We start from the raw sequence: 24476 nt of genomic DNA on the forward strand, positions 1-24476 counted from the left end.
AGCACATCGAAGCTCGACGCCACAATAGATGGTGAACATTAGGAAGGACCACGGACCGATGCGTTTCAGCCTCGCGCCTACGCTCGTCATTGCCGCACTTGCCGCAACGGGTACGATCGCCCTAGCCCAGACCAATGGGGCCAACGCCCCGGCGAAAACCCCGTCCGCCGGCAAGGAACCGCGGAGCCCTGACGGAAAGCGCTATCTGTCGCAGCCGCTGGTCACCAGCATCTATACGGCCGATCCGTCGGCGCATGTCTTCAACGGCAAGATCTACGTCTATCCGAGCCACGACATCGACGTGAAGATCGCCGACGACGATCTCGGCAATCAATATGCGATGCGCGACTACCGCGTCCTGAGCATGGACCGGATCGGCGGGCCGGTGAAGATCAACGGCGTTGCGCTCGACGTGAAGGACGTGCCCTGGGCGTCGCAGCAGATGTGGGCCCCCGATGCCGCCTACAAGAACGGCACCTATTACCTATACTTCCCCGCGCGCGACAAACAGCTCGACAAGAACGGCCTCGGCACGTTCCGGATCGGCGTCGCCACGTCGAAGAGCCCGGTCGGCCCGTTCAAGGCGGATCCCAAGCCGATCGAGGGCAGCTTCTCGATGGACCCCGCGGTGTTCACCGACGCGAACGGCACCAGCTATATGTATTTCGGCGGGATCTGGGGTGGGCAACTTCAGCGCTGGAAGGACGGCAAGTTCGATCCCAACGGGTCGGATACCGATCTCGGGAAGGACGATCAGCCTGCATTGTCCGGCAAGATCGCCCGCATGAATCCCGACATGAAGAGCTTTGCCGAGACGCCGCGCGACGTCCAGATCCTCGACGAAGCCGGCAAGCCCGTGCTCGGCGGCGATCATGAGCGCCGCTTTTTCGAGGCGTCGTGGGTCTTCAAGCGCGGCGGCAAATATTACTACACCTACTCGACCGGCGACACGCACTTCCTGAACTACGCGACCGGCGACAATCCCTATGGCCCGTTCACGTACAAGGGTCATATCCTCAAGCCCGTCCAAGGCTGGACCAGCCACCATTCGATCATCGAATGGAACAAGAAATGGTGGCTGTTCTATGCGGACACGCAGCTCAGCAACAAGAACCACCTCCGCAACGTCAAGGTGACCGAACTGAAGTTCGCACCCGACGGCTCGATCCCGACCATCGATCCGTTCGTCAACTGATGTTCCTCGGAATCGATATCGGCACCTCGGGTGTCAAGGCCGTGGTGCTCGATGAGCATGGCAGCGTGGTGGGCCAAGGCACAGCCGCGCTGACCGTCCAGCGGCCGCATCCGCTCTGGTCCGAGCAGGATCCCGATGCGTGGTGGAAGGCGACGATCGCTGCGGTCCAGGCGATCGACCCGAGCGTCCGCCGCTCGGTGCGCGGCATCGGGCTCGCCGGCCAGATGCACGGCGCGACGCTGCTCGACGCCGACGACAAGCCGCTGCGCCCTGCGATCCTGTGGAACGACGGCCGCTGCTTTGCCGAATGCGAGGCACTGGAGCGCGCCGTCCCCGATCTGCGTAAGATCTCGGGCAACATCGCGATGCCCGGCTTCACCGCACCGAAACTGCTGTGGGTCCGCGAGCATGAGCCCGAAGTCTTCGCGAAGATCGCCACGGTGCTGTTGCCGAAGGACTATGTCCGGCTGCTGATGACTGGCGACAAGGCGTCGGACCTGTCGGACAGCGCTGGCACGCTATGGCTCGATGTCGGTGGCCGTTGCTGGAGCGACGAGATTCTCACAGCCTGCGGCCTGACTCAGGCGCAGATGCCGGCGCTGTTCGAGGGCACGGAGATCACCGGCACGCTTACCGCCGAGGTCGCCGAGCTGTGGGGCATGCCGCAGGTCCCGGTCGCCGCGGGCGGCAGCGACAATGCGGCGGGAGCGGTCGGCGTCGGTGTCGTGGCAGATGGCGATGCGCTGCTGTCGCTCGGCACGTCGGGCGTGATTTTCGTCGCGACCAACGACTTCCGCCCCAATCCGGCGCGCGCGGTCCACGCCTTCTGTCACGCGCTCCCCGGCATGTGGCACCAGATGTCGGTCCATCTGTCGGCGGCGTCGTGCATCGATTGGGTCGCGCGGATCACCGGCGCCGCCGGTGTCGCCGACCTGTTCGCGCGCGCCGAGGCCGCCGGCCCCGCCAGTGGCCCCGAAATTTTCCTCCCCTACCTCTCGGGCGAGCGCACGCCGCACAATGACCCCGAGGTTCGCGGCGCGTTCCTCCGCCTCGACAACGACACCGACGCCGGCCGCTTGTCGCAGGCGGTACTCGAAGGCGTGGCGTTCGCGCTCGCCGACGGTCTCGACGTGTTGCGTGAGGCCGGCACGACCGTCGAACGCCTCGCGGTGATCGGCGGCGGCGCCCGATCGCGCTATTGGGGCCAGGTGATCGCCGCGGCGATGGAGGTCGAGCTCGTCTACCTCCAGGGCGGCGAGGTCGGCCCCGCGCTCGGTGCCGCCCGCCTTGCCCAGCTCGGCGTCGATGGCGGCGACCCTGCCGCCGTCTGCGTCGCGCCCCCCGTCTCGCACACCATCGTCCCCGACCCTGTCCTCGTCTCGGAACTCGCCGAGAAGAAGGCCGCGTTCCGCCAAGCCTATTCCCGCATCACCCCCAAATCGTAGGAAGCTTTGATGTCCGACTTCTTCGCCGATATCCCCCAGATCAAGTATGAGGGCCCCGACAGCACCAACGAGCTGGCGTACCGCTTCTACGACAAGGACAAGATGGTCCTCGGCAAGCGCATGGAGGATCACCTCCGCTTCGCCGCATGCTTCTGGCACACCTTCTGCTGGCCCGGCTCCGACGTGTTCGGCGGCGGTACGTTCGACCGTCCGTGGCACCGTGGCGCCAACGACAGCGCCGCCGCGGCGCACAAGCGCGAGGTGGCGTTCGACTTCTTCAAGAAGCTCGACGTGCCCTATTACTGCTTCCACGATGTCGACGTGATGGCGGACGCGGCGAACATCACGGAGCATCGCAAGTTCTTCGCCGAAGCCGTCGACCATCTTGAACAGCTGCAAGCCGCATCGGGTCGCAAGCTGCTGTGGGGCACCGCCAACGCGTTCAGCCACCCGCGCTATGCCGCCGGCGCATCGACCAACCCCGATCCCGAAGTCTACGCCTTCGCTGCGATGCAGGTCCGCGATGCGCTCGAGGCGACGCATCGCCTCGGTGGCCAGAACTACGTGCTGTGGGGCGGTCGCGAGGGTTACGAGACTCTGCTGAACACCGACATGAAGCGCGAGCTGGACAATTTCGGCCGCTTCCTGAGCCTGGTCGTCGAGCACAAGCACAAGATCGGCTTCACCGGCACGATCCTGATCGAGCCGAAGCCGTTCGAGCCGACCAAGCACCAGTACGACTTCGACACCGCCACGGTGTATGGCTTCCTCAAGCGCTATGGCCTGGAGAACGAGGTCAAGGTCAACATCGAGGCGAACCACGCCACGCTCGCCAGCCATACCTTCGAGCACGAGATCGCGACGGCGGCTGCGCTGGGGATCTTCGGTTCGATCGACGCGAACCGCGGCGACCCGCAGAATGGCTGGGATACCGACCAGTTCCCCAACTCGGTCGAGGAACTGACGCTCGCCAATCTCGAGATCATCCGCGCTGGCGGGTTCACGACCGGCGGCTTCAACTTCGACGCCAAGGTGCGGCGCCAGAGCGTGGATGCGGCCGACCTGTTCTACGGTCATGTCGGCGCGATCGACGTCGTCGCCAAGGGTCTGCTGAACGCGGCCAAGCTTATCGAGGACGGCAAGATCGATGCGATCAAGGCCAAGCGCTATGCCGGCTGGGACGGCGAGTTCGGCGGCGCAATCGGTGGGCTGGATCTTGCCGGCATCGCCGACCTCGCGATCGAGCGTGGCATCGATCCGAAGCCGGTCTCGGGCCAGCAGGAGCGGATCGAGAATTTGATCAACCGCGTCCTTTAAGACGGAGGTACCGTGCCCATGGTTGCCACGCGTTTGCGGTGGCGATCATGGGTGGGTTCGAGGATAGGGCTGCGTCGATTAGTCGAGCCCTCAGTCCGGCCTTGTTCGCGATCATATCAATCGAACATGTTGGCCTTGTTTCCCCGCGAAGGCGGGGACCCAGACTGGGCTCCCGCCTTCGCGGGAGAACATAATAGTGTTCGCGACGGGTCGAACAGCGCAACCATATTGGAGGCAGATACCCGGCATCTTGTTCTTGGGTCTGCTGTTCCGCGGAGCCAAAGCCTTTCGATTTTGCGGCACCGTAAATGTCGGAAAAACCCCGGGCATGACGGCACAGACCTCACCGTTCGCCGAACAGTTCTCGCTGCGCCTTTTCCAGCTCCTCGGCGTAGCGACGCCGGACGAATGACTCGGACAGGATGCCGAGCACCGCGCGATCCTCGTCCAGCACGGCCAGTTCATCCGCACCCGACGCGTCGAAGCGGCGCATGACCTCGGCGATGTCCATCGTCGGGACGAGCGCCGCATCGATGTTGACCGCAAGCGGCCCGACCGGCGACTGCGGGTCGAGCCCCTCGGCATAAGCGGTCGGTGTCTGGACGATGCCGGCATAGCGGTCGTCCTGATCGATCAGCACCGTCCGGCTGGTCGCGCCGAGCGGCACCCGGCGGCGAAACTCCGCGATCGTGATCGCCGCGGGCAAAGCCTTGGTCTCGCGGCGCATCATCCGTCCGGCAGTCAACGTCTTGACCCAGCCGACGTCGCGCGCGCTCTTGATCGTCTCGCCGCGAAGATGCAGCCGCCACGTCGAGAAGCTGTAGCCGAACGTCTCACGGACGATTGTCGACGACACCAGCGCCGCCGCGAGCACCGCACCGGTCAGTGCGAAATCCTGTGTCGCCTCCAGCACGAGCATCGCCATCGTCATCGGCCCGCCGACCACAGCGACCGCGAGCGCCGCCATCCCGACCAGCGCCGCGTTGCGCGGATCGACCAGGTCGTGGCCGGCGATCGCGGCCAGGCTGCCGGCGAACAGGTGGCCGATCAGCGTGCCGAGGAAAAGCGACGCAAAGAACAATCCACCGCGAAAACCGAAGCCGAGCGAGACGATCGAGGCCGCGCATTTCGCAAGGAAGATCGTCGCGATGAACGCCAGCGGCGCGCCGACCGCGAGATCGGCATGGAGCGCACCGTGGCCGGCCGACAGAACCTGCGGCGAGAATAGCGCCACGGGGATCAGCAGCAGCCCGCCGATCGCCGGACGCGACCAGTCGGGCAGTCTGGCGCGACGCGTGGCGGTCTCGACCAGCGCCACCGCCCGCATCAGCGCGATGCCGATACCGGCACACAGCGCGCCGAGCGCAACATAGATCAGATAGTGATGCGTCTCGGTCGGCATCGTCGCGACCGAGTCGATGACATAGGGCTGGATCCCGAGCAGATGCGCGACCAGGGTTCCCGCCAGCGCCGCGGCGACGACCGGTGCAAGCGCGGTCGGCGTATAGGCGCAGATGACGATCTCGAACGCATAGAAGGCACCGGCGAGCGGCGCGCCGAAGGCGGCTGCGATCGCCGCCCCCGTCCCGGCGCCGACCAGGTTACGCAGGTCGCTGCGGCGCAGGTTGAAGACGCGGCCGGCGACCGAACCGATCGCACCGCCAAGCTGCGCATAGGCCGCTTCAAGCCCGACCGACGCGCCGAAGCCGTTGGACAGCATCGTCTGCCCCGAGATCACCAGGCTGTCGGGCACCGACATGCGGCCACCGTGCAGCGCGTTCGCCTCGACCGCGTCGACCATTCGACGCTTGCGCGCGCGGGTCGACCAGGAGAACGCGGCGAGCACGAGGCCACCGATCGGCAGGACGATCAGCGTGGCGAGTGGCAGTGCGGGCAGCGCACTGAGCCGGCTGGCCGACGACAGGCCGAACAGATCATGCTGCAACGTCCGCGCGATCGCGCCTTGCAGCACGCTGAGCAGGCCTGCCCCTGCCCCGACCAGCGTCGCCAGCACGATGAACGCAGCCTCGCTCGCGCGAACGCGGCGGCGGATCGCTTTGAGAAGGACGACAGCGTGCAGGTTCGGGCGCCTAGTGAGAAGTTCGAACCCCGCGTCTAGCCCGCGACGGGACGGTTGGAACAGGGTTTTCGCTGCCGTCCGGATGCAGGCTGCTCCACGCCGGGTGTTCGACGGCGGCAAGCGACCGGTATCGCCTTGGCCACGCGGATCGGGTGATGTTTGCAGCAGGGAGCTTGGGGCGGAACGCTATCTCGACCGTCGCTTTGCCAGGCGGGTGGCGTTGGCCCCCTCCTCGGCAGCGAGCTTGCGCCAGCGATCGAACCGGGTCGCCGTCAACGCGCCAGTCTCGATCGCCGCGCGGACCGCGCAGCCGGGCTCGACGCCGTGCGAGCAATCCGAGAACCGGCAATCCTGCGCGGCCAGCGCGAAGTCGTCGAAGACCTCGGCGATGCCCGTGGCTGCTTCCGACAGTTGCAACTCGCGCATGCCCGGCAGATCGAGCAGCCACCCGCCCTGATCCAGCCGGTGCATCTCGCGGACCGTGGTCGTGTGGCGGCCGGTATCGTCGTTCGCGCGGATCGCTTGGGTCGCAATACTGTCGGAGCCACGCAACGTGTTGACGAGCGTCGACTTGCCGACGCCGGACGAGCCGAGGAACGCGACGGTCTTGCCCGGCCCGCACCATGTCGCGAGACGCGCGACGCTGGCCGGGTCGCGGCCGTTGACCATCTCCACCAGCAATCCCGGTTCGATCGCGCGCGCTGCGGCGGCGAACGTCTCCGGGGTATCGGTGAGGTCGATCTTGGTGAGCACCACGACCGGCGTCACCCCTACCTCGCGGGCGAGCACGAGATACCGCTCCAGCCGCGCAACGCTGAAATCCTGGTTGCACGAGGCGACGATGAAGACCGTATCGACATTGGCGGCGATCATCTGCTCCTTGCGAGGATCGGCGGGCGATTGCCGCTTGAACAGGTTCAGTCGGTGCAGCACGCGGCGCGGCAGTTGCGTGGTGACGTCGAACAGCAGCCAGTCGCCCACCGTCGGGTGATCGTCGGTCGGCTGCGCGCCGGGAATATACGGCGTGATGAAACGCTGCGATCCCGCGCCCGAAACCGCGATCTTCCCCCGGTGTACGGCCATGACCCGGACAGGCTCGCAATACAGCGCCTCGTCGTCCGAAACCTGCTCGCTGAAATGCGCATTCCAGCCCAGGTCTTCCAAAGTTTCGTCGGTGGATGTCATCGCGGTGCCGGAGCGTCCTTCTGGGTTCTGCATTGAGCGTCGATCGTCGAGGTCAGGCTATTGGTAGTGCGTGATCGTCTCGAACCCGGCGTTCGTCTTGGTCATCTTGAGCAGCCTCCTGATATAGGAGCGGACGTGCCTGTCGAAACGGGTGTCGTCGTAGATTCCGCGCCAGAGATACTCGTCACGGTCCTGGAGGGCCCGGAGCTGCTCGGTCACGCCGAGCTGCGAGCGGTCGAGCCCTTGCCCTTCAGCAACAGCGAGCAGACCATTTCCTCCGCCGTCGCCTTGTCGCAATCGTCCTGCCGGTCACGTCCGCCGCGCTCCGCCACGACCTGATCGGCGCGCGCAGCGATGACGCGGCTCTCCAGCCATTTGCAGACCACCGCGCCATCCCATTCCTTCGCCATCACACCTGCCACGCTCAACTCCGCTTCGGCCGCGGTCGGCAAAAACCCGCCGCGATATCCATTCGGCATCGTCTGCAACGCATGCCCCCGCCGCTCAAGCGATAACCCGGTGAGCGTAAGACGTTTCCGTCCGCGAACGAGGGCGAACGCATTGCTTTCACGCGCGGCATGACCACCTACGACCGGTCATCAGCAGGAGACGATTCATGACACCCACCGGCAACACCATCCTGATCACCGGCGGCGGATCGGGGATCGGTGCCGCGCTCGCCCAGCGGTTGCACGATGCCGGCAACACAGTGATCGTCTCGGGCCGACGCCAGGACGCGCTCGACGAGACGATCGCCGGTCGCGAGCGGATGAGCGCGATCACGCTGGACATCGACGACCCCGCGGCGATCGAGGACTTCGCCCGCCGCATCGTCGCGGAGCACCCCGCGCTGAACGTGCTGGTCAACAACGCCGGAATCATGAAGCTGGAAGACGCCTCGACGCGGCGTGATCTTGCCGATGCGGAGGCGACGATCGTCACCAACCTGCTCGGACCGATCCGGCTGACGAACGCGCTGGTCGATCATCTGGCGACCCGCCCCGGCGCCGCGATCGTCAACCTGACGTCGGGCCTGGCGTTCGTCCCGCTGGTGGCGGCGCCGACCTATTCTGCGACGAAGGCCGCGATCCATTCCTACACCGTGAGCTTGCGCCGATTGCTGAAAGGCAAGGTCGACGTGATCGAGATCGCACCACCAGGCGTCCAGACCACGCTGACCCCGGGTCAGGAGAACCGGCCGGGCTACATGCCGCTGGAGGCGTTCGCGGACGAGGTCATGACGCTTTGGGCACAGCAGCCAGTACCGGACGAAATCCTGGTCGAGCGCGTGCGACCGCTGCGCAATGCCGAGGCGGACCATCGCTTTCCGGAAACCCTGGTCCAGCTCAACGAGATGGCCGAGCGCGCGCGCAACGGCGGGTGAACTTGCGGGCGGCGCGACGCAGACGCCGCCCTAACCCGACCTCTGGATGGGCCGGTCGTGCTGATCCCGATCGACAAGCGCCCCTCCGCGAGTCTCGACGTGCACCTTGGCGCGCACCTTGGCGCGCACCTTGGCGCGCACCTTGGCGCGAACGGTGAGGCTGCCGCCACTCGCTGCCAAGCGGATGCAGCCGAGGTGGTCGGAACATTACGAATATGTTGCGACATAACTGCAACATTATGTCGTAATCGTACGGATCGGACCTATTCGCGATTGTCAGAGCACCCGCGATATGGCGAATTGTACAAATGCCGGTCTGGCCGTGACGCTGCAAAGGCGTCGGGTCCGCCCAAGCTGTCGGTCATTCGTAAAGGGGGTTCCGTGCCGCAAGCTGCCATCGTCGACACCCTCCTCACATACCGTGCGTCGCCGATCGGGCCCGACGCCCGATGATCGCGACCCCGCGTACTGACGATCCTATTGGGTTCGCAGGACGCCGGGTCTGCTCCGATATCCATTTTCGAGGTCTCGTCGCGGGTGAGTTCGCTCGCCCCGACCGCAACCGCTCCGCGCCGGTCGTTGAACGCCGCGCGGAATGGACGACCTCGCCACCGCAATTCGTACCGAGCGGACGACGACGTCGTTCCGCGCGGGTCGATGATCACGACACTCGCAACCATGCCGAACGCAATCGGCGGTCCCAAGCGAGGATGATTTAGGGGAAGGATCCTGAGAGCCGCTGTTTTCCAAGGGGGCTTAGGATGATCAAGTACACGACCTCTACCGTCGCACTGGCGGTTGCACTCCTGTCGGGGTCCGCTGCCTTTGCGGCCACGCCGGACACGGTTGCCGATGCCGCGGCGACCGCCACCCAGGACCCGTCGCCACAGGCGGCGGCGCCTGCGGTCGACGAACCGCCCAGCGATATTCTCGTATTGGGCACGCGGCGTACCGATCGTACGCTCGCCAATTCCCCGTCGCCAGTCGATATCATCAGTGCCGCGGACCTGACGACGCAGCCTGCAGCGAACATGATCGACGCGCTGAAGAATATCGTTCCGTCCTTCTATGCCGGGCAGAACTCGATCTCGGACGCATCGACCTTCGTTCGCTCGCCCTCGTTGCGCGGGCTTTCGGGCGATCAGGTCCTCGTGATGCTGAACGGCAAGCGCTATAACAGATCGGCGCTGGTCCAGGTATATGGCGGCAGCGACACCGGACTTGGCCGCGGTGCGCAGGGACCGGACATCTCGGCGATCCCGTCGCTCGCGATCGGCAACCTCCAGGTGCTGCGCGAAGGCGCCACTGCGCAATATGGCTCCGATGCGATCGCCGGCGTGCTCAACTACGGCCTGCGCGAGGATCAGGGGATCGAACTGGTCGGACGCGCCGGGCAATATTATGCGGGCGACGGCGAAAGCTATCAGATCGCCGGCAATGTCGGTCTCAAGGGCGATTGGGGCTTCATCAACGCGACCGGCGAATATGTCGACGAGGGCCAGACCAGCCGCGGCCGGACACGACCGTCGGCGGCGAACTTCGCGCAGAATTTCCCGGCGCTGGCATCGCAGCTTCCCAACTACCCCCTGCCCGTGCAGATCTGGGGCAATTCGCCGTCGCATGGTTTCAAGTCGGTCGTGAACGCGGCGATCAACGTCACCGCCGACAGCAAACTTTATGCGTTTGGCAATTATGCCGAGAGCAAGGGCAATCAGAGCTTCAACTACCGTCCGTCCGTCAGCAGCACCGCGGTCGATTCCAATGGGGTCGTGCGGAATCAGGGGGCGAACGGCGCGTTCAACAATACGTTCTTCCTGACGCCGTGCCCGACCGGCAACGCGACCTGCCCCGCCGGCGGGTTCGTGCGGGATGGCAACACCTTCAAGTTCGCGCAGCTTTATCCGGCCGGCTTCACCCCGCGCTTCGTCGGCGAGACGCAGCAGATCTACGGCGTAGTCGGCTACAAGGGCACGACCGGCGCCTTCAGCTATGATCTGTCCGGCACGATGGCGCGCAACAAGCTGTCGCTGTCGATGTATAATTCGGCGAACTTTTCCTACGGCCCCGCCACGCAGACCAGCTTCGATTTCGGCGACCTGATCCAGAAGGAAACCAATTTCAACGCCGACTTCACCTATGCGGCCGATCTGGGGCTTGCCGCCCCGCTGACGATCTCGGCCGGTGGCGAATTCCGCAAGGAGACCTACGAACAGACTGCGGGCGACCTGCAATCCTACGCCGCGGGGCCCTATGCGGTCGCGCAGCAGCTCTACACCCAGACCGCGCCCGGCGTGTACGTCGCCTCGGGCTCGACCGCGGCGCAGGGCGTCGGCGCGAGCGGGTATGCCGGCACAAGTCCGGCGACCGCGGGCAAGTTCAGCCAGAAGGCCTATGCCGCCTATGTCGGCCTCGAAACCGATCTGACCGACGCGCTGACGGTTGGCGCGGCCGGTCGCTACGAACATTACAACACGTTCGGCGATGCGTGGGTCGGCAAGGTGAACGCGCTGTACAAGTTCGTCGAGGGGTTCTCGATCCGCGGCAGCTTCGGCACCGGCTTCCACGCGCCATCGCCCGGCCAATCGAACGTCTCGATCGTGACCACGTCGTTCAACAACGGCGTCGCCTTCCAGAGCGGGACCTACCCGACCAACACCGCGGTCGCGCAATATTACGGGGCGAGCAACCTGACGCCGGAGAAATCGACCAATTATGGCGCCGGCGTCATTCTCGAACCGGTCCGCGGCCTGACCGTCACCGTCGACGGATACCAGATCGACCTGCGCAACCGGATCGGCCTGACCTCGCCCTTCATCGTCACGGCCGCGGATTTGGCGGCGCAACCTGCGTTGCTCCCCGTTGGGGTCGGTGGACAGGTGCAGTATTTCACCAACGGCTTCAAGACGCGGACCCGGGGCGTCGACGTGGTCGGTACGTACCGCACCAAGCTGAGCGAGGCACTGCTCAACTTCTCGCTGGCGTACAACTACAACGATACCAAGGTCACCGACTATGACGCGCGGGTGGTCAGCATGGCGCAGCTGATCGACGCGGAGAACCTCGCACCGAAGCACCGTGTCGTCTTCAACGCCAACTGGTCGCTCGATAATCTGAGCTTCAATGTGCGCGAGAACTACTACAGTTCGTTCACCAGCGCACAGGATTACGGCCAGACCAACGGCGTGCCAAACCAGCGGTTCGGGGGCAAGTTCGTGACCGATCTGGAACTCAGCTACACCTTCGCCGAGCATTTCACGATCGCGGTCGGCGCGCAAAACTTCACCGACGAGCGACCCGATCGACTGGCGGCGACGAGCACGGTGCAGATCTATCCGCTCACCGGCGGTACGGCAGACGGCCAGGTCTATCCTCGGAGTGGCGGTCCGTTCGGCTTCAACGGCGGCTTCTACTATACCCGCCTGCGGGTGAAATACTGATCGGGCGCGGGGGCGCTACAGGCGTCCCCGCCGTCCTTTCATAGTCCCTCGGAGACGGCGCCGCTCGTCGCCGTCTCCGAGATCGTCAGGCCTTCTTCATCTGCTTGACGGCGTGGTCCGCGGCGCGCGCGGTGAGCGCCATGAACGTCAGCGACGGGTTCACGCACGAGATCGACGCCATCTGCGCGCCGTCGGTGACGTAGAGATTGGACGCGGCATGCGCCTGGCTCCATTCGTTGAGCACCGACGTGCGCGGGTCTCGGCCCATGCGGGCACCGCCCATTTCGTGGATCGCGTCGCCGGGGACATGCTCCTTCTCGCTGCTCTTGACGTTGGTCAGGCCGGCGGCCTTCAACATCGCCTCGCCCTGCGTTCGCGCGTCGGCCATCATCTTCAGTTCGTTGTCGCGGAACGTCACGTCGAAGCGGACCAGCGGCACGCCGAACCGGTCGACCTTCGACTGGTGCAGCGACACCTTGTTATCGGCATAGGGCAGGCATTCGCCGAACGCGCCCATGCTGAATTTCCACGGAGCGTATTTGCGCATGCCCTGCTTCATCGACGCGCCGAACCCGACCGGCGCGGCGGGGTTGCGATAGGCGCTGCCCTGATAGCCATAGCCGCGCTTGAAGCCGACGCCGTCGTCCCTGCCGATATTGCGGAAACGGGGCACGTAGACGCCGCCCGGACGACGGCCATATTCGATGAACTCCTCCATGCCTGGGATGTCGCCCTCGACACCGACGCGGAAGATGTGGTCCATGATATAGCGCCCGAGCGTGCCGCTCTCGTCGAAATAGCTACGGTCGCTGCCCGGTGCGCGCGAATTGAGCATGATCTGCGTCGAGGCGATCGCCGAGGCGCAGAGGAAGACGAGATCGGCCTGCACCGTTTCCGCCTGGCCGGTCTTCGCGTCGATATAGCGAACGCCGGTCACCTTCTTGCGCGCCGCGTCGTACACTAGGTTGGTGACGACCGAGTCCGACCTGAGCGTCAGGCGACCGGTCGCGCGGGCGGCTGGCAAGGTGACGGCCTGGGTCGAGAAATAGGCGCCGAACGAGCAACCATTGCCGCACTGGTTGCGGAACTGGCATTTCGTGCGGTTCTGGTCGGGCTTGTCCTCGGTCATGTTCGACAGCCGCGTGTTGATCAGTTTCCGGCCGGGGAACTTGGATTCCAGGCCCTGTTTCAGCCACTTCTCGGCGACGTTCATCGGCATCGGCGGCTGGAACTCGCTGTCGGGCAGATAGTCGAGATTCTCGCGCGAGCCCGACACGCCGATATATTTCTCGACATAGCTGTACCACGGCGCGACGTCGTCATAGCGGATCGGCCAGTCGCCATCGATGCCGTCGCGCTTGTTCGCCTCGAAATCCGCGGGGCTCCAGCGAAAGCACCAGCGGCCCCAGATCAGCGACTTGCCGCCGACCGCGCCGGGCCGGATCCAGTAGAACTTGCTGCCCTCGTCATAGGCGTACGGGTTCAACCGGTCGTCATTGTGGAACTCGCGGTTGCTGGGCTGGACATAGCCGTGCTTGCCGATGAAATAATCGCTTTCGAGCAGCGGCTTGGGCATGATGTTGCGCGCCGGCACCTCGTAAGCGGGCTTGCCGTCATAGGTGTAGCCTTCGCCGTGCTCGACCATCTTGCCGCGGTCCAGCATCAGGACGCGCAGACCCTTTTCGGTCAGTTCCTTCGCAGCGAAGCCACCGCTTACGCCCGATCCAATAACGATCGCGTCGAACCTGTTGGTCTCAGCCATGATCTCTCTCTCCTAAAACTCGGAAAAACTCGCCCCGTCAGAAGCGCCCCCATTTAAAAACGAAGCGCGCGCAATGTCCGGAAGCTGGTGGTGATGTCGGGCAGATAGGGCGCGGGGGCCTCGTCGTTCTCGACGTAGAAATGCCGTACGCCGGCGCTGCCCTTCAGCTTGAACAGCGCGCCGAAATCGATCGTGCCCTGCCCGACCGCGGTCATGCTCCGGTCGGGGCGCATGTCCTTGACGTGATAGGCGTAGAGGCGCGGCGACAGGCGCTCGATCAGCGTCGACAGGTTTTCGCCGGCATGCAGCGCCCAGTAAAGATCGAGTTCCAGCTTCACGAGCGCGGGATCGGTCTCCTTCAGCAGCCGCTCGTACAGGCTGACGCCGCCCGGCTTGATGGTGAACTCGAAATCGTGGTTGTGATAGGCAAAGCCCAGCCCGGCCTTTTTCAGATCGGTTGCGAACCGGTTGAAGTTCGGCAGTGCAGCGGTCCAGCCCGCCTCGTTGCGATGCTCGTCGGTCATGTACGGCAGCACGACGGTGGTCGCGCCGAGCGTCTTGGCCATCGTCACCGACTGGTCGAACTGCTTGAGCAGCGCGTCGTAGCCGATATGCACCGAGGGCGCGGTCAGGCCGAGCTTGTCCATCGTCCGGCGCAGCATCGCATGATCCATGCCGTCATAGCCGCCACCGCCGAATTCGACTTCGCGGTAGCCGATCTGCGCGACCTTGCCGAGCGTGCCGACCGGGTCCTTCGCGAAGATCTCGCGGATCGTGTAGAGTTGCAGGCCGATCGCCTTCAACTGGGCGGCCGACGCGGTGGGCACGAACGCGAGCGCTGCGACCGCACCGGAGCCCGCGAGCAGGTTTCTACGGTTGAGGATCATGCGGAATACACCTTGCTGACCTGGGAATAGGGGAACTGGCCGTTATATTCGCCCGGCACCGGCAGATATTCGCGCTCCTGCGTCATGCCGATTTCGGAGGTGTAATAGCCGGTGACGACGAGCTGCCGGAACGCCTCGAAAAAGACGCCGCCGGACGGGATCTTGTCGTTCATCGCGAGCGTGAGCAGCGCATCCTGCTGCGCCGCCGTCGCCTTCGCACCGGCGACCTTATAGTCCTTCAGGCTGCGCGCCTCGATCGCGTCGAGCCCGGCGAGGATCGGCACGCGATCGGCTGGCAGGGCCCAGTCGGCGAGCAGCTTCTCGATATAGGCCGGGACGCCAGCGGCGATCGCGCCCGGCGTATCGGTGGTCGGCAGCACGCGTTCGCTGAGTGCGGTCATCAGCGCGCGCTGGGGGGCCGTGAAGACCGCGACGCTGGGCGGGCCCTCGCTGATGACGGGGATGCCGGCGGCCGCGCCGGGCGCCTGCGCGACACCGGCCGCGCGCGCGATCGGCGCGTACAGGGCCGTGCCGAACATGGCGACGACGCCCGCGAGTGCAGTTCTACGATCGATCATTTACCGTCCTTCTTCAGGTCCTGTGCGATCGCCGCCTCGGGCAACGGACGAACCCAGATATTGCGGAACGACACCGGCGAATCGTGATCCTGAAGCTGGATCGGCGCGGCATCGGCGTGCGCCTTGTAACTCGCGACCTGTCGCCAGATCGTCGTGCCGAGCATCGCCTGGTGGTTCTGGACGAGCACGCCGTTGAGCAGCGCGGTGACATAGGCGGGGCGAACCAGGCTGCCGTCGGCGGCGAAGCGGGGCCGCTCGAACACGATATCGTAGGTCTGCCATTCGCCGGGGCGACGCGAGGCGTTCACCAGTGGCGGCTTCCAGCCATAGACCGCGCCGACCGTGCCATCGGCATAGGTCGGGTTCTGCGAGCCATCGAGGATCTGCAGTTCATAGCGCTGCATGAACCAGATGCCGCTGTTGCCGCGATCCTGCGAGGTCTTGGTCGGCGGGTTCGGCGAGCGGAATTCGAGATGCATCTGCACGTCGCCGAAGCTCTGTTTCGAGACGAGGTTGTTCTCGCCGCCGCTCTTCGCACGCGACGGGATCGTCAGCGCACCGTCCGCGATCGGCCATGCGATCCGATCGGGCTTCCATGCATCGAGCGAACGCCCGTCGAACAGCACGACCGCATCGGCGGGCGGACCGCCGGCGGTCGCGGCCGGTGCGACGACGACCGGCGCCGGGCGGTCGGCGTCATGGACGCGCCACTGGCCGCCGGGCAGCAGCGGCGTGTCCTTGAAGCCGGGCTTCTCCTGAGCCGCGACCGACCCCGTCGCCATCAGCGTCATCGCCGTGGCGACGCTCGCCATCAAACAGGTTTTCATGCTTGTTCCCCTCATCCCCATCCCCTTCCTGCCGATCGGCTTCATGCCCATCGCCGTCATACCGAATCGATTTCGCGATAGGCGGCGATCAGGCGATCCTCGCCCGCGCGCCCGGCGATCGAATTGCCGTGTTCCATCCCGATCACGCCCGAATAGCGCTTTGCCCTCAGCCATTTGACGATCGAGGCGTAGTTGATCTCGCCGGTCGAGGGTTCGTTGCGGCCCGGATTGTCGCCGAACTGGATATAGCCGATCTCGTTCCAGCAGGTGTCGAGCGTCGGGATCAGATTCCCCGACTGGATCTGCTCGTGATACAGATCGGCGAGCACCTTGACCGCCGGGCTGTTGGCGCCGCGCGCCACCGCGTAGCCCTGCGAGATCGTCTGCATATAGACGCCCGGATGGTTGGTCCGCGTGTTGAGCGGCTCCATCACCATCGCCGCACCCGATGGCGCGACGATATCACCGGCGCGGCGCATCACGTCGATCACGCGCGCGGTCTGGATGTCCACCGGAACCTTCGGGTCCATGAAGCCGGTGACGACGGTCATCCGCTTCGCATTCAGCCGCTTGGCGACGTCGAGCGAGGCGCGGATATCGGCGAGGAACGCCTCGCGCTCGGCGCCGTCGTTCGCGCCGAGCAAGGGCCGCGACTTCGACCATTTCGGCATGCTGGCGACGAACACGCCCATCGTCATGCCGCGCTGCGCGAGCGCCTTGGCCATCTGCTCCTGCTCGGCCACCGACCGCGTCGCCGCCTCGTTGTCCTCCCAGGCGGTGAAGCCCTGATCGGCGGCGAAGGCGATCTGTTCGATCCGCCCGCCGCGGCTGGCGAAGCTGCCCTCGTGCGGCGCGTAGCCGAGCGAGAAGCGCGCCGCGTTCGAACTGCGGCGTTGCCCCCCGGCCATGCCCGGCACCAGCGACGCGGCGGCGCCGGCCGCGAGCCCGGCCCCGAGCAGATTTCGGCGGGAGAGCGTCATGCGACCATTACCGTCATTTCGAGCCCTCGGCCTTGAGATAGGCGATGATCGTCGCGCGCTTGGCGGCATCGGGGGTGGCGATTGGCATGCGCGTGCCCGGCACCTTCTTCTGCGGCGCGGCGAGATAGTCGTTGAGCGTCTTCTCGTCCCAGCGCAGCTTCGATGCCTTCATCGCCGGCGAGTAGTTGAAGCCGGGCGTCGCTGCGGCGGCACGGCCGACCACGCCGTACAGGTTCGGGCCGATGCCGTTCTTGCCGCCCTTCACGACGGTGTGGCAGGCGCGGCACGCGGCGAAGGCCGGCGGTGCAGCCGCGGTGGATTGCGCGGTGGTCGGCGCTGAGACCGTGACTGCCGCAACTGCCGCGATACTTCCCGCGACCAGAGCCATGAGCAGCTTCATTCATTCTCTCCCGGATTTACTAAAGTCCATTTCTGGTCTGCGCCGGCGTTGGCGATCACCGCCTCGATGAAGCGCATCGTGCGCAGGCCATCGGTCACGCCCGGAAACCAGCGGCCGTCTTCATCGCCGCGGATCGCCGAGGCGAACGCACGGTAAAGATTGCCGAACGCCTCGATATAACCCTCGGGATGACCCGCAGGTGTACGCACCAGCAAAGCTGTAGCGCCGAACATCCCTGGGCCGCCGGTTCGAACGATCTCGGCGGGACGGTCGAGCCAGCGAAGCGTCAGCGTGTTGGGTTCCATCTGCGACCAGTCCAAGCCGCCGCGTTCGCCGTGGATGCGCAGTCGCAGCCCGTTCTCCTCGCCCGCCGCGACCTGGGTCGCCTTGAGCACACCGCGGGCACCGCCCTCGAACCGGAGCAATGCGCTGACGTCGTCGTCGAGGCGGCGACCGTCGACATGCGTCGTCAGGTCCGCGGAAACCGAGTGTACCGACAGGCCGGAGACATGCTCGGCGAGCTGGAACGCGTGCGTGCCGATGTCGCCGAGACAGCCGCCAAGACCGGCGCGGGCGGGATCGGTGCGCCATTCGGCCTGCTTGTTGCCGTCGGTGTCGATCGGTTGGCTGAGCCAACCTTGCAGATATTCGACCTGGACCAGACGGATCGCGCCGAAATCGCCGCGTTCGACGCGCGCGCGTGCCTCTTCGATCAGCGGATAGCCGCTATAGGTGAACGCCAGCGCAAAGTGGCGGCCGCTGGCCTTGGCGGCGGCGGCGATCGCCTCGGCCTCGACGACGCTCATCGCCATCGGCTTTTCGCAGAAGACGTGGAAGCCGGCGTTCAGCGCGGCGATCGCCATCGGGGCGTGGAGATGATTTGGGGTAACGACCGCAAGTGCATCGATGCGCTGGTCGGCGGGCAATGCGCGTTCATGCGCGATCATCGCGTCGAGCGACGGATAGACGCGCTGCGAATCGAGGCCGAGCAGCGTGCCGGTGCGCGTGTTGCGCCCGGCGTCGGTGCTGAACGCGCCCGCGACGAGCTCCCAATCGCCGTCGAGCGCGGCTGCCATCCGGTGGACCGCGCCGATAAAGGCCCCCTCCCCGCCACCGACCATGCCGAGACGGAGGCGGCTCATGCCTGCTCCTCCGACAGCCCGAGCAACTTGCGGATGGCGGCGCGGTCGATGCCGCTGGCGGCGAAATCGTCGAACGGGCGTTCAGTCAGACGGATCATGTGGTCGCGGATGAACGGTGCGCCTTCGCGCGCGCCGTCGTCGGACCGTTTCAGCGCGCACTCCCATTCGAGCACCGCCCAGCCGTCATAGCCGTACTGCGCCATCTTGCTGAAGATCGCGGAGAAATCGACCTGCCCGTCGCCCAGCGAGCGGAACCGGCCGGCGCGGTCGACCCAATTCTCGTAGCCACCGTACACACCGGTTCGGCCGGTCGGGTTGAACTCGGCATCCTTGACGTGGAAGCACGAGATCCGGTCGTGATAGCGATCGATGAAATCGAGATAATCGAGCTGCTGCAACACGAAATGCGAGGGGTCGAACAGCAGGCGTGCGCGGGGATGGTTGTCGACCGCCGCGAGGAAGCGTTCCCAGGTCGCGCCGTCATGGATGTCTTCGCCGGGATGGACCTCGAACGCGCAATCGACGCCGGATTCCTCGAACACGTCGAGGATCGGGGTCCAGCGGCGGGCGAGTTCGGCAAAGGCCTCCTCGATCAACCCGGCGGGGCGTTGCGGCCACGGGTATACGTACGGCCATGCCAGCGCGCCCGAGAAGGTGGCGTGCGCGGACAGGCCGAGATTGGCGCTGGCGTGGGCGGCGAGCTTGACCTGCTCGACCGCCCAAAGCTGGCGCTCGGCGGGCTTGCCGTGGACTTCGGGGGGCGCGAAGCCGTCGAACAGCGTGTCATATGCCGGGTGGACGGCGACGAGCTGGCCTTGCAGATGCGTCGACAGCTCGGTGACTTCGATGCCGTGGTTCGCCAGCCTGCCGCGAAGATCGTCGCAATAGGTCTTGCTTTCGGCGGCGAGCTTCAGGTCGATCAACTGCGCGTTGCAGGGGATCTGGACGCCGACATAGCCGAGCCCAGCTGCCCATTCAGCGAGCGCGTCGAGCGTATCGAACGGGGCCTCGTCGCCGAGGAACTGGGCGAGGAATATCCCGGGGCCCTTCATGCCGGTCATGCTGCACTCTTTCTGGTGTCGTCGCGGAAGGTGAACTGGAACAGCAGCGCGATCACGGCCGCGGCGATCGCGGGGTACCACCACATATGCTGCCAGTCGGCGATGGTCGGCGATGCGGGCAGTTGCGCATACAGAAGCGCGCCGATCTGCGACCCGAGCAGCATGCCGACGCCGTAGGTGAACAAGGTCAGCATGCCCTGCGCCTGCGCGTTGACGCCCTTGGGCGTGGCGATCGTGCCGGTGTAGATCGCGCCGGCGACGAAGAAGAAATCATAGCACACGCCGTGCAGCGCGACGCCGAGATACACCGCCCAGATCGACGAACCGCCATCGCCGATCGCGAACAGGGCGTAGCGCAACGCCCAGGCCGCCATGCCGACCAGCAGCAGCGGCTTCACGCCGAACCGGCGATACAGCCACGGCATCGAGAACATGAACACGAGTTCGGACATCTGCCCGATCGCCAGCGTGCCGCCGACGTTGTTGATGCCGGTCGCGCCGACATAGGGCGAGGCATAGGCGTAATACATCGCCAGCGGGATCGAGATCAGCGTCGCGCAGGTCATGAAGATCAGGAACGAGCGCTGGCGGAGCAACCCGAACGCCTCGACGCAGAACACCTGACGCAGCACGCTCTCGTCGCGCGGCGCGTCCGCCGTGACGTTCGGCAGCGTGAAACTGTAGAGGCCGAGCGCGATCGAGACGACCGCGGCGACGCGGAAGATCTCCGGGCTCGCCGATAGCCCCGCCCAGCCGATGATCAGGCCGGCGGTGATCCAGCCAAGCGTGCCGAACGCGCGGACGAACGGGAATTTGTCGGTCCGCTCGCCGAAGCTCTTCAGTGCGATCGTGTTCGCGAGGCCGACCGTCGGCATGTAGAGGATCATGTAGCAGAGCAGCAGCCAGACGAAGGTCCGGCCATTCTCCGGCGTCACCAGCGACGGCAGCACGAACAGCAGCACGCCGCCGATCAGGTGCAGGATCACCATCAGCATCCGCGGGCTGACATACCGCGCCGCCGCCATGCCGAGCAGGAACGAGCCAACGATCGACGCGATCGGCCCGACCGAAAAGGCGTTGCCGATCAGGTTGCCGATGCCGACCGTCTGCATGACGAGGCCGAGGGTTACGGTCCAGGCGCCCCATACGAAGAACTGCATGAACATCATGGCGCTCAGGCGGCCCGTCAGCAGACCGGCTGGCATGGCCTGGGACCCAGTATCTGCACTCGCCATTCGTTACCTCTCCGCTCGCAGTTTGCCTGCTTGTCGGACATGAAGCTACGGAGCCGCGATCCGAATGTAAAGGATTACATCGGATATATATCGACAGTGCCGACGACCGGATCCATGACGCGCTTATGCCGACGATCATCGAAGTGGCCGCACTCGCGGGCGTCTCTACCGCAACCGTGTCGCGCGTGTTGAGCCGGCCCGAACAGGTGTCCGAGGATACCCGCCTGCGCGTGCTCGCGGTGGTCCGCGAATCGGGCTACGTACCCAACGTCGCCGCACGGAGCCTGCGGACGTTGCGCGCCGCCAAGATCCTGCTGACCGTCCCCGACATCTCCAACGCGTTCTTCGCCAGCGTCATCCGCGGCGCCGAAGAAGCGGCGCGCGATGCCGGATACTCGGTCGTCGTCGGCGACACCCGGCACGACCCGGACGTCGAGGATCAATATGCCGACATGCTCTCGCGCCGCGAGGTCGACGGGCTGATCTTCCTCGGCCACCGCCTGCCCGCCAGCCTCGCCCCGATGCTGTCACGAAAAGGCGCCGCCGCACCGATCGTCAATGGCTGCGAATACAGTCCGGACCTCGGCGTCCCCAGCGTCCATATCGACAATGCCGCCGCCAGCGCCGACGCGATCGAGCATCTGATCGGCCTCGGCCATCGCAGGATCGGCGTCGTCACCGGCCCGGAGATCAGCCCGATCAGCCGGGACCGTCTCGCCGGCGCGATCGACGCCGCGACCCGCGCCGGCCTGCGCGACAGCCTGCACATCCGCATCGGCGACTATTCCGCGGGCTCGGCGATCGACCATACCCGCGACCTGATCGCGCAGGACGTGACCGCGCTCTTCTGCTTCAGCGACGAAATGGCGATGGGCGCGCTTAGCGCGATCGGCGACGCGGGGCTGTCATGCCCGAAGGACGTTTCGGTCATCGGCTTCGACGACCTTCCGCTCGCGCGCTATTTCCAACCGCCGCTGACGACGATCGCCCAGCCAAAAGCGATGATCGGTCGCCGCACCGTCGAGTTGCTCGTCGACATATTGCACGGCGTCGACAGCCCGTCGCGACAGGTCACGCTCGATCACGAACTCATCGTTCGCGGCAGCACTGCACAGCCAGCTTCGGCTCGCTGACCGATTAAATCGGGCGGCGCTTCTCAGATCGACGATCGCCTGCAATATTCGGCGGCAATCACTTCCTCCATACGGGCGATCTCGATGTCGGTTTTCAAGCGATCACGCCTTGCGGGCGCCTTGCTGGGTTTGTTTCTCTCCACCAGCGCCTATGGCCAAGACGCGGCCAGACCGAGCGATGCGATCGATCCGTTCATCGGGACGGGCGGCGAAGGGCACACGTTCCCTGGGGCGGTCGCGCCGTTCGGCATGGTCCAGTTGTCGCCGGATACCGATACGTCGTGCGTCATCCGCACCTGCTACGGCCACGCCGCCGGCTATCGCTACGACGACCCCACGATCGAGGGGTTCAGCCACACGCATTTCTCGGGCGCAGGGCACTCCGATCTGGGCGATATCCTCGTCATGCCGGTGTCGGGCGACACGGTGCCGATGGACCCCGGCACGCCCGCTGCACCCGGCTATCGCTCGCGCTTTTCGCATGCCAGCGAGGTCGCCAAGCCGGGCTATTACGCCGTCACGCTGGACGGTCCCGGCGTGCGTGCGGAAATGACCGCGGGCACGCGGATCGGCGTGCATCGCTACAGCTTTCCCAAGGGCAAGGCCGCGCATCTCGTGGTCGATCTGCGATCGTCGCTCTATAATTACCCCGGCAAGATTCTGTGGTCGGGGCTGCACATGCGGGACGACGGCGTGCTTACCGGCTTCCGCGAGACGCGCGGCTGGGCGCCGGGGCGCAAGCTCTACTTCGCGATGCGGTTTTCCGCGCCGCTGGTCGGCCACGCGCTGGTCGATCGCGAGAAGGACGTCGCGTACAAGGGATTCCAGGGTCCAGGCCGGGGCAGCGATGCGCTGGCAGAGAAACTGGGTCGGGCGCTGGAGGCGCGACTCGATTTCGGTCTGCTCGATGCCCCGCTCGAAGTGAAGGTCGGGATATCGGGGGTCGACGAGGCCGGAGCGCTCGCCAATCTGGACAGCGAGCCCGGCGGCTTCGACGCGGTCCGCACCAGGACGCAGGGCGACTGGGATAACGCGCTGGGCGCGGTCAAGTTCGAGGCGGCCGCGCCGATGCGCCGGATTTTCGCGACCGCGCTGTATCACAGCCTGCTCGCGCCGAGCGTCTGGAGCGACAGCGACGGGCGGTATCGCGGGCCCGACGATCAGGTGCATCAGGCCGACGGCTTCACGGTCCGCTCAACCTTCTCGCTCTGGGATACGTTCCGCGCCGAACACCCGCTGCTGACGCTGATCCAGCCGGAGAAGACCAATTCCGACATTGTCCGCTCGCTGATCGCCAGCCAGCGCCACAGTCCGGACGGAATCTTGCCGGTGTGGCAGTTTGCGGGGCGGGAGACGTGGACGATGATTGGTTATCATGCGGTCCCCGTTATCGCCGACGCGTATCTGAAGGGCATCGGCGGCTTCAGCGCGGACGCCGCGTTGCAGGCGATGGTCGCGAGCGCCGATCGCGCCGCATACGGCGGGCTCGGCGAGTATATCCAGCGCGGCTACGTCCCGATCGACAAGGAGCCGGAGGCCGCATCGAAGACGGTCGAATATGCCTATGACGACTGGACGATCGCGCGAATGGCGCGCCGCATGGGCAAGACCGCCATCGCCGAACGGTTCGAGAAGCGCGCGGGCAATTGGCGCAACAGCTTCGACGCGAAATCCGGCTGGCTGCGCGCAAGACTTGCTAACGGCAATTTCCGCACACCGTTCGATCCGACCGCGATCAACTATGGCTCGGATTATACCGAGGGCAATGCGTGGCAATATAGCTGGTTCGTACCGCAGGATCAGGCGGGCCTGTTCCGGCTGCTTGGCGGCGATGCGAAGACCGTCAAGAAGCTCGATGCGATGTTCGAGTTCGACAATTCGAAGGTCGATTACAGCCATGCGGAGGATATCGCCGGGCTGATCGGCCAATATATCCACGGCAACGAGCCGAGCCACCACGTCGCGTATCTCTACAATTACGCCGGCGCACCGTGGCGGACGCAGGAACGGCTCGGGCAGATCGTCGCGAGCCAATATGGCGCCAAGCCCGAGGGGCTGAGCGGCAACGACGATCTCGGCCAGATGTCCGCATGGCTGGTGTTCACCGCACTCGGCTTTTATCCGGTCGCGCCGGGATCGAACGAATATGTGATCGGCCGCCCGTTCCTGTCGCAGGCGACGCTGGCGCTGCCCGGTGGCAAGCAGTTCGCGATCCGGACGGATAATCTGTCGGATGCGAACCCGTATATCCGGTCGGTCACGCTGAACGGCACGCCCCTCACCCGCAGCTATCTGCGCGACGACGAGATCCGGCAGGGTGGCGAATTGCGGTTCGTGATGGGCGCGCAGCCGAACAAAGCCTGGGGCAAGGGTGCGAAGGCCCGGCCGTTCTCGTCGTCGACTGCTCCCGTTAGGTAAGTCCGGCAGC

At 65.5% G+C, this 24476-nt stretch carries 20 protein-coding genes; 7 read left to right on the forward strand and 13 right to left on the reverse strand.

Going from position 1 to position 24476, the window contains the following annotated elements; genetic code table 11:
• Positions 1-58: 58 nt before the first annotated feature.
• The 3 genes from NLI89_RS09525 to xylA are packed head-to-tail and all read left to right on the forward strand — an operon-like array spanning position 59 to position 3957.
• Positions 59-1195: a glycoside hydrolase family 43 protein gene (locus NLI89_RS09525; RefSeq protein WP_254686832.1), complete on the forward strand. Its 1137-nt coding sequence runs from the start codon at positions 59-61 to the stop codon at positions 1193-1195.
• Positions 1195-2640 carry a xylulokinase gene (gene xylB / locus NLI89_RS09530; RefSeq protein ID WP_254686833.1) on the forward strand — a complete coding sequence of 482 codons (1446 nt, stop codon included), beginning with the start codon at positions 1195-1197 and terminating at the stop codon, positions 2638-2640. The genes NLI89_RS09525 and xylB overlap by 1 nt, the downstream gene beginning before the upstream one ends.
• A gap of 6 nt (positions 2641-2646) precedes the next feature.
• Positions 2647-3957 carry a xylose isomerase gene (xylA, locus tag NLI89_RS09535; protein WP_368077262.1) on the forward strand — a complete coding sequence of 437 codons (1311 nt, stop codon included), beginning with the start codon at positions 2647-2649 and terminating at the stop codon, positions 3955-3957.
• 343 nt (positions 3958-4300) lie between these two features.
• Here xylA and NLI89_RS09540 read toward each other — a convergent pair whose 3' ends face one another.
• The 4 genes from NLI89_RS09540 to NLI89_RS09555 form a co-directional block, all read right to left on the reverse strand.
• Positions 4301-6037, reverse strand: a complete 1737-nt coding sequence (locus tag NLI89_RS09540; protein ID WP_254686880.1) for a chloride channel protein — start codon at positions 6035-6037, stop codon at positions 4301-4303.
• Positions 6038-6223: 186 nt separating this feature from the next.
• The gene (rsgA, locus tag NLI89_RS09545; protein ID WP_254686835.1) at positions 6224-7222 is read right to left on the reverse strand and encodes a ribosome small subunit-dependent GTPase A; all 999 of its coding nucleotides are present in this window, start codon (positions 7220-7222) and stop codon (positions 6224-6226) included.
• Positions 7223-7279: 57 nt separating this feature from the next.
• Complete coding sequence (locus NLI89_RS09550) at positions 7280-7441, reverse strand: hypothetical protein (protein ID WP_254686836.1); 162 nt, start codon at positions 7439-7441, stop codon at positions 7280-7282.
• A complete protein-coding gene (locus NLI89_RS09555; protein WP_254686837.1) occupies positions 7438-7701 on the reverse strand; it encodes a hypothetical protein in 264 nt (87 codons plus the stop codon). The genes NLI89_RS09550 and NLI89_RS09555 overlap by 4 nt, the downstream gene beginning before the upstream one ends.
• Before the next feature lie 137 nt (positions 7702-7838).
• Between NLI89_RS09555 and NLI89_RS09560 the strand changes: the two genes are divergently transcribed.
• On the forward strand, positions 7839-8606 hold the full coding sequence (locus NLI89_RS09560) for an SDR family oxidoreductase (RefSeq protein WP_254686838.1): 768 nt from the start codon (positions 7839-7841) through the stop codon (positions 8604-8606).
• Positions 8607-9367: 761 nt separating this feature from the next.
• The gene (locus tag NLI89_RS09565) at positions 9368-12043 is read left to right on the forward strand and encodes a TonB-dependent receptor plug domain-containing protein (RefSeq protein WP_254686839.1); all 2676 of its coding nucleotides are present in this window, start codon (positions 9368-9370) and stop codon (positions 12041-12043) included.
• Positions 12044-12128: 85 nt separating this feature from the next.
• Here the strand turns inward: NLI89_RS09565 and NLI89_RS09570 are convergent, their stop codons facing one another.
• From NLI89_RS09570 to NLI89_RS09610, 9 genes are all read right to left on the reverse strand, one after another.
• Positions 12129-13805: a GMC family oxidoreductase gene (locus NLI89_RS09570; RefSeq protein WP_254686840.1), complete on the reverse strand. Its 1677-nt coding sequence runs from the start codon at positions 13803-13805 to the stop codon at positions 12129-12131.
• Between the two features lie 53 nt (positions 13806-13858).
• Positions 13859-14692 (reverse strand): sugar phosphate isomerase/epimerase family protein, encoded by an 834-nt coding sequence (locus tag NLI89_RS09575; protein WP_254686841.1) that lies wholly within the window; start codon positions 14690-14692, stop codon positions 13859-13861.
• Positions 14689-15270 (reverse strand): gluconate 2-dehydrogenase subunit 3 family protein, encoded by a 582-nt coding sequence (locus NLI89_RS09580; RefSeq protein ID WP_187503238.1) that lies wholly within the window; start codon positions 15268-15270, stop codon positions 14689-14691. The genes NLI89_RS09575 and NLI89_RS09580 overlap by 4 nt, the downstream gene beginning before the upstream one ends.
• Positions 15267-16082: a DUF1080 domain-containing protein gene (locus NLI89_RS09585; RefSeq protein ID WP_368077263.1), complete on the reverse strand. Its 816-nt coding sequence runs from the start codon at positions 16080-16082 to the stop codon at positions 15267-15269. Before NLI89_RS09585 ends, NLI89_RS09580 begins: the two co-directional genes overlap by 4 nt.
• A gap of 71 nt (positions 16083-16153) precedes the next feature.
• Complete coding sequence (locus NLI89_RS09590) at positions 16154-17077, reverse strand: hydroxypyruvate isomerase family protein (RefSeq protein ID WP_254686843.1); 924 nt, start codon at positions 17075-17077, stop codon at positions 16154-16156.
• Between the two features lie 13 nt (positions 17078-17090).
• Positions 17091-17477: a c-type cytochrome gene (locus tag NLI89_RS09595; protein ID WP_248520848.1), complete on the reverse strand. Its 387-nt coding sequence runs from the start codon at positions 17475-17477 to the stop codon at positions 17091-17093.
• A complete protein-coding gene (locus NLI89_RS09600) occupies positions 17474-18619 on the reverse strand; it encodes a Gfo/Idh/MocA family protein (RefSeq protein ID WP_254686844.1) in 1146 nt (381 codons plus the stop codon). Before NLI89_RS09600 ends, NLI89_RS09595 begins: the two co-directional genes overlap by 4 nt.
• The gene (locus NLI89_RS09605; protein WP_254686845.1) at positions 18616-19680 is read right to left on the reverse strand and encodes a sugar phosphate isomerase/epimerase family protein; all 1065 of its coding nucleotides are present in this window, start codon (positions 19678-19680) and stop codon (positions 18616-18618) included. The genes NLI89_RS09600 and NLI89_RS09605 overlap by 4 nt, the downstream gene beginning before the upstream one ends.
• Complete coding sequence (locus tag NLI89_RS09610; protein ID WP_254686846.1) at positions 19677-20885, reverse strand: MFS transporter; 1209 nt, start codon at positions 20883-20885, stop codon at positions 19677-19679. Before NLI89_RS09610 ends, NLI89_RS09605 begins: the two co-directional genes overlap by 4 nt.
• A gap of 155 nt (positions 20886-21040) precedes the next feature.
• Here NLI89_RS09610 and NLI89_RS09615 point away from each other — a divergent pair, with 155 nt between their 5' ends.
• Together NLI89_RS09615 and NLI89_RS09620 are read left to right on the forward strand one after the other, a co-directional pair.
• Complete coding sequence (locus NLI89_RS09615; protein ID WP_254686847.1) at positions 21041-22048, forward strand: LacI family DNA-binding transcriptional regulator; 1008 nt, start codon at positions 21041-21043, stop codon at positions 22046-22048.
• A gap of 84 nt (positions 22049-22132) precedes the next feature.
• Positions 22133-24466, forward strand: a complete 2334-nt coding sequence (locus tag NLI89_RS09620) for a GH92 family glycosyl hydrolase (protein WP_254686848.1) — start codon at positions 22133-22135, stop codon at positions 24464-24466.
• The last annotated feature ends 10 nt before the right edge of the window (positions 24467-24476 follow it).

Source organism: Sphingomonas faeni (assembly GCF_024273235.1).
Classification (GTDB): Bacteria; Pseudomonadota; Alphaproteobacteria; order Sphingomonadales; family Sphingomonadaceae; genus Sphingomonas; species Sphingomonas faeni_A.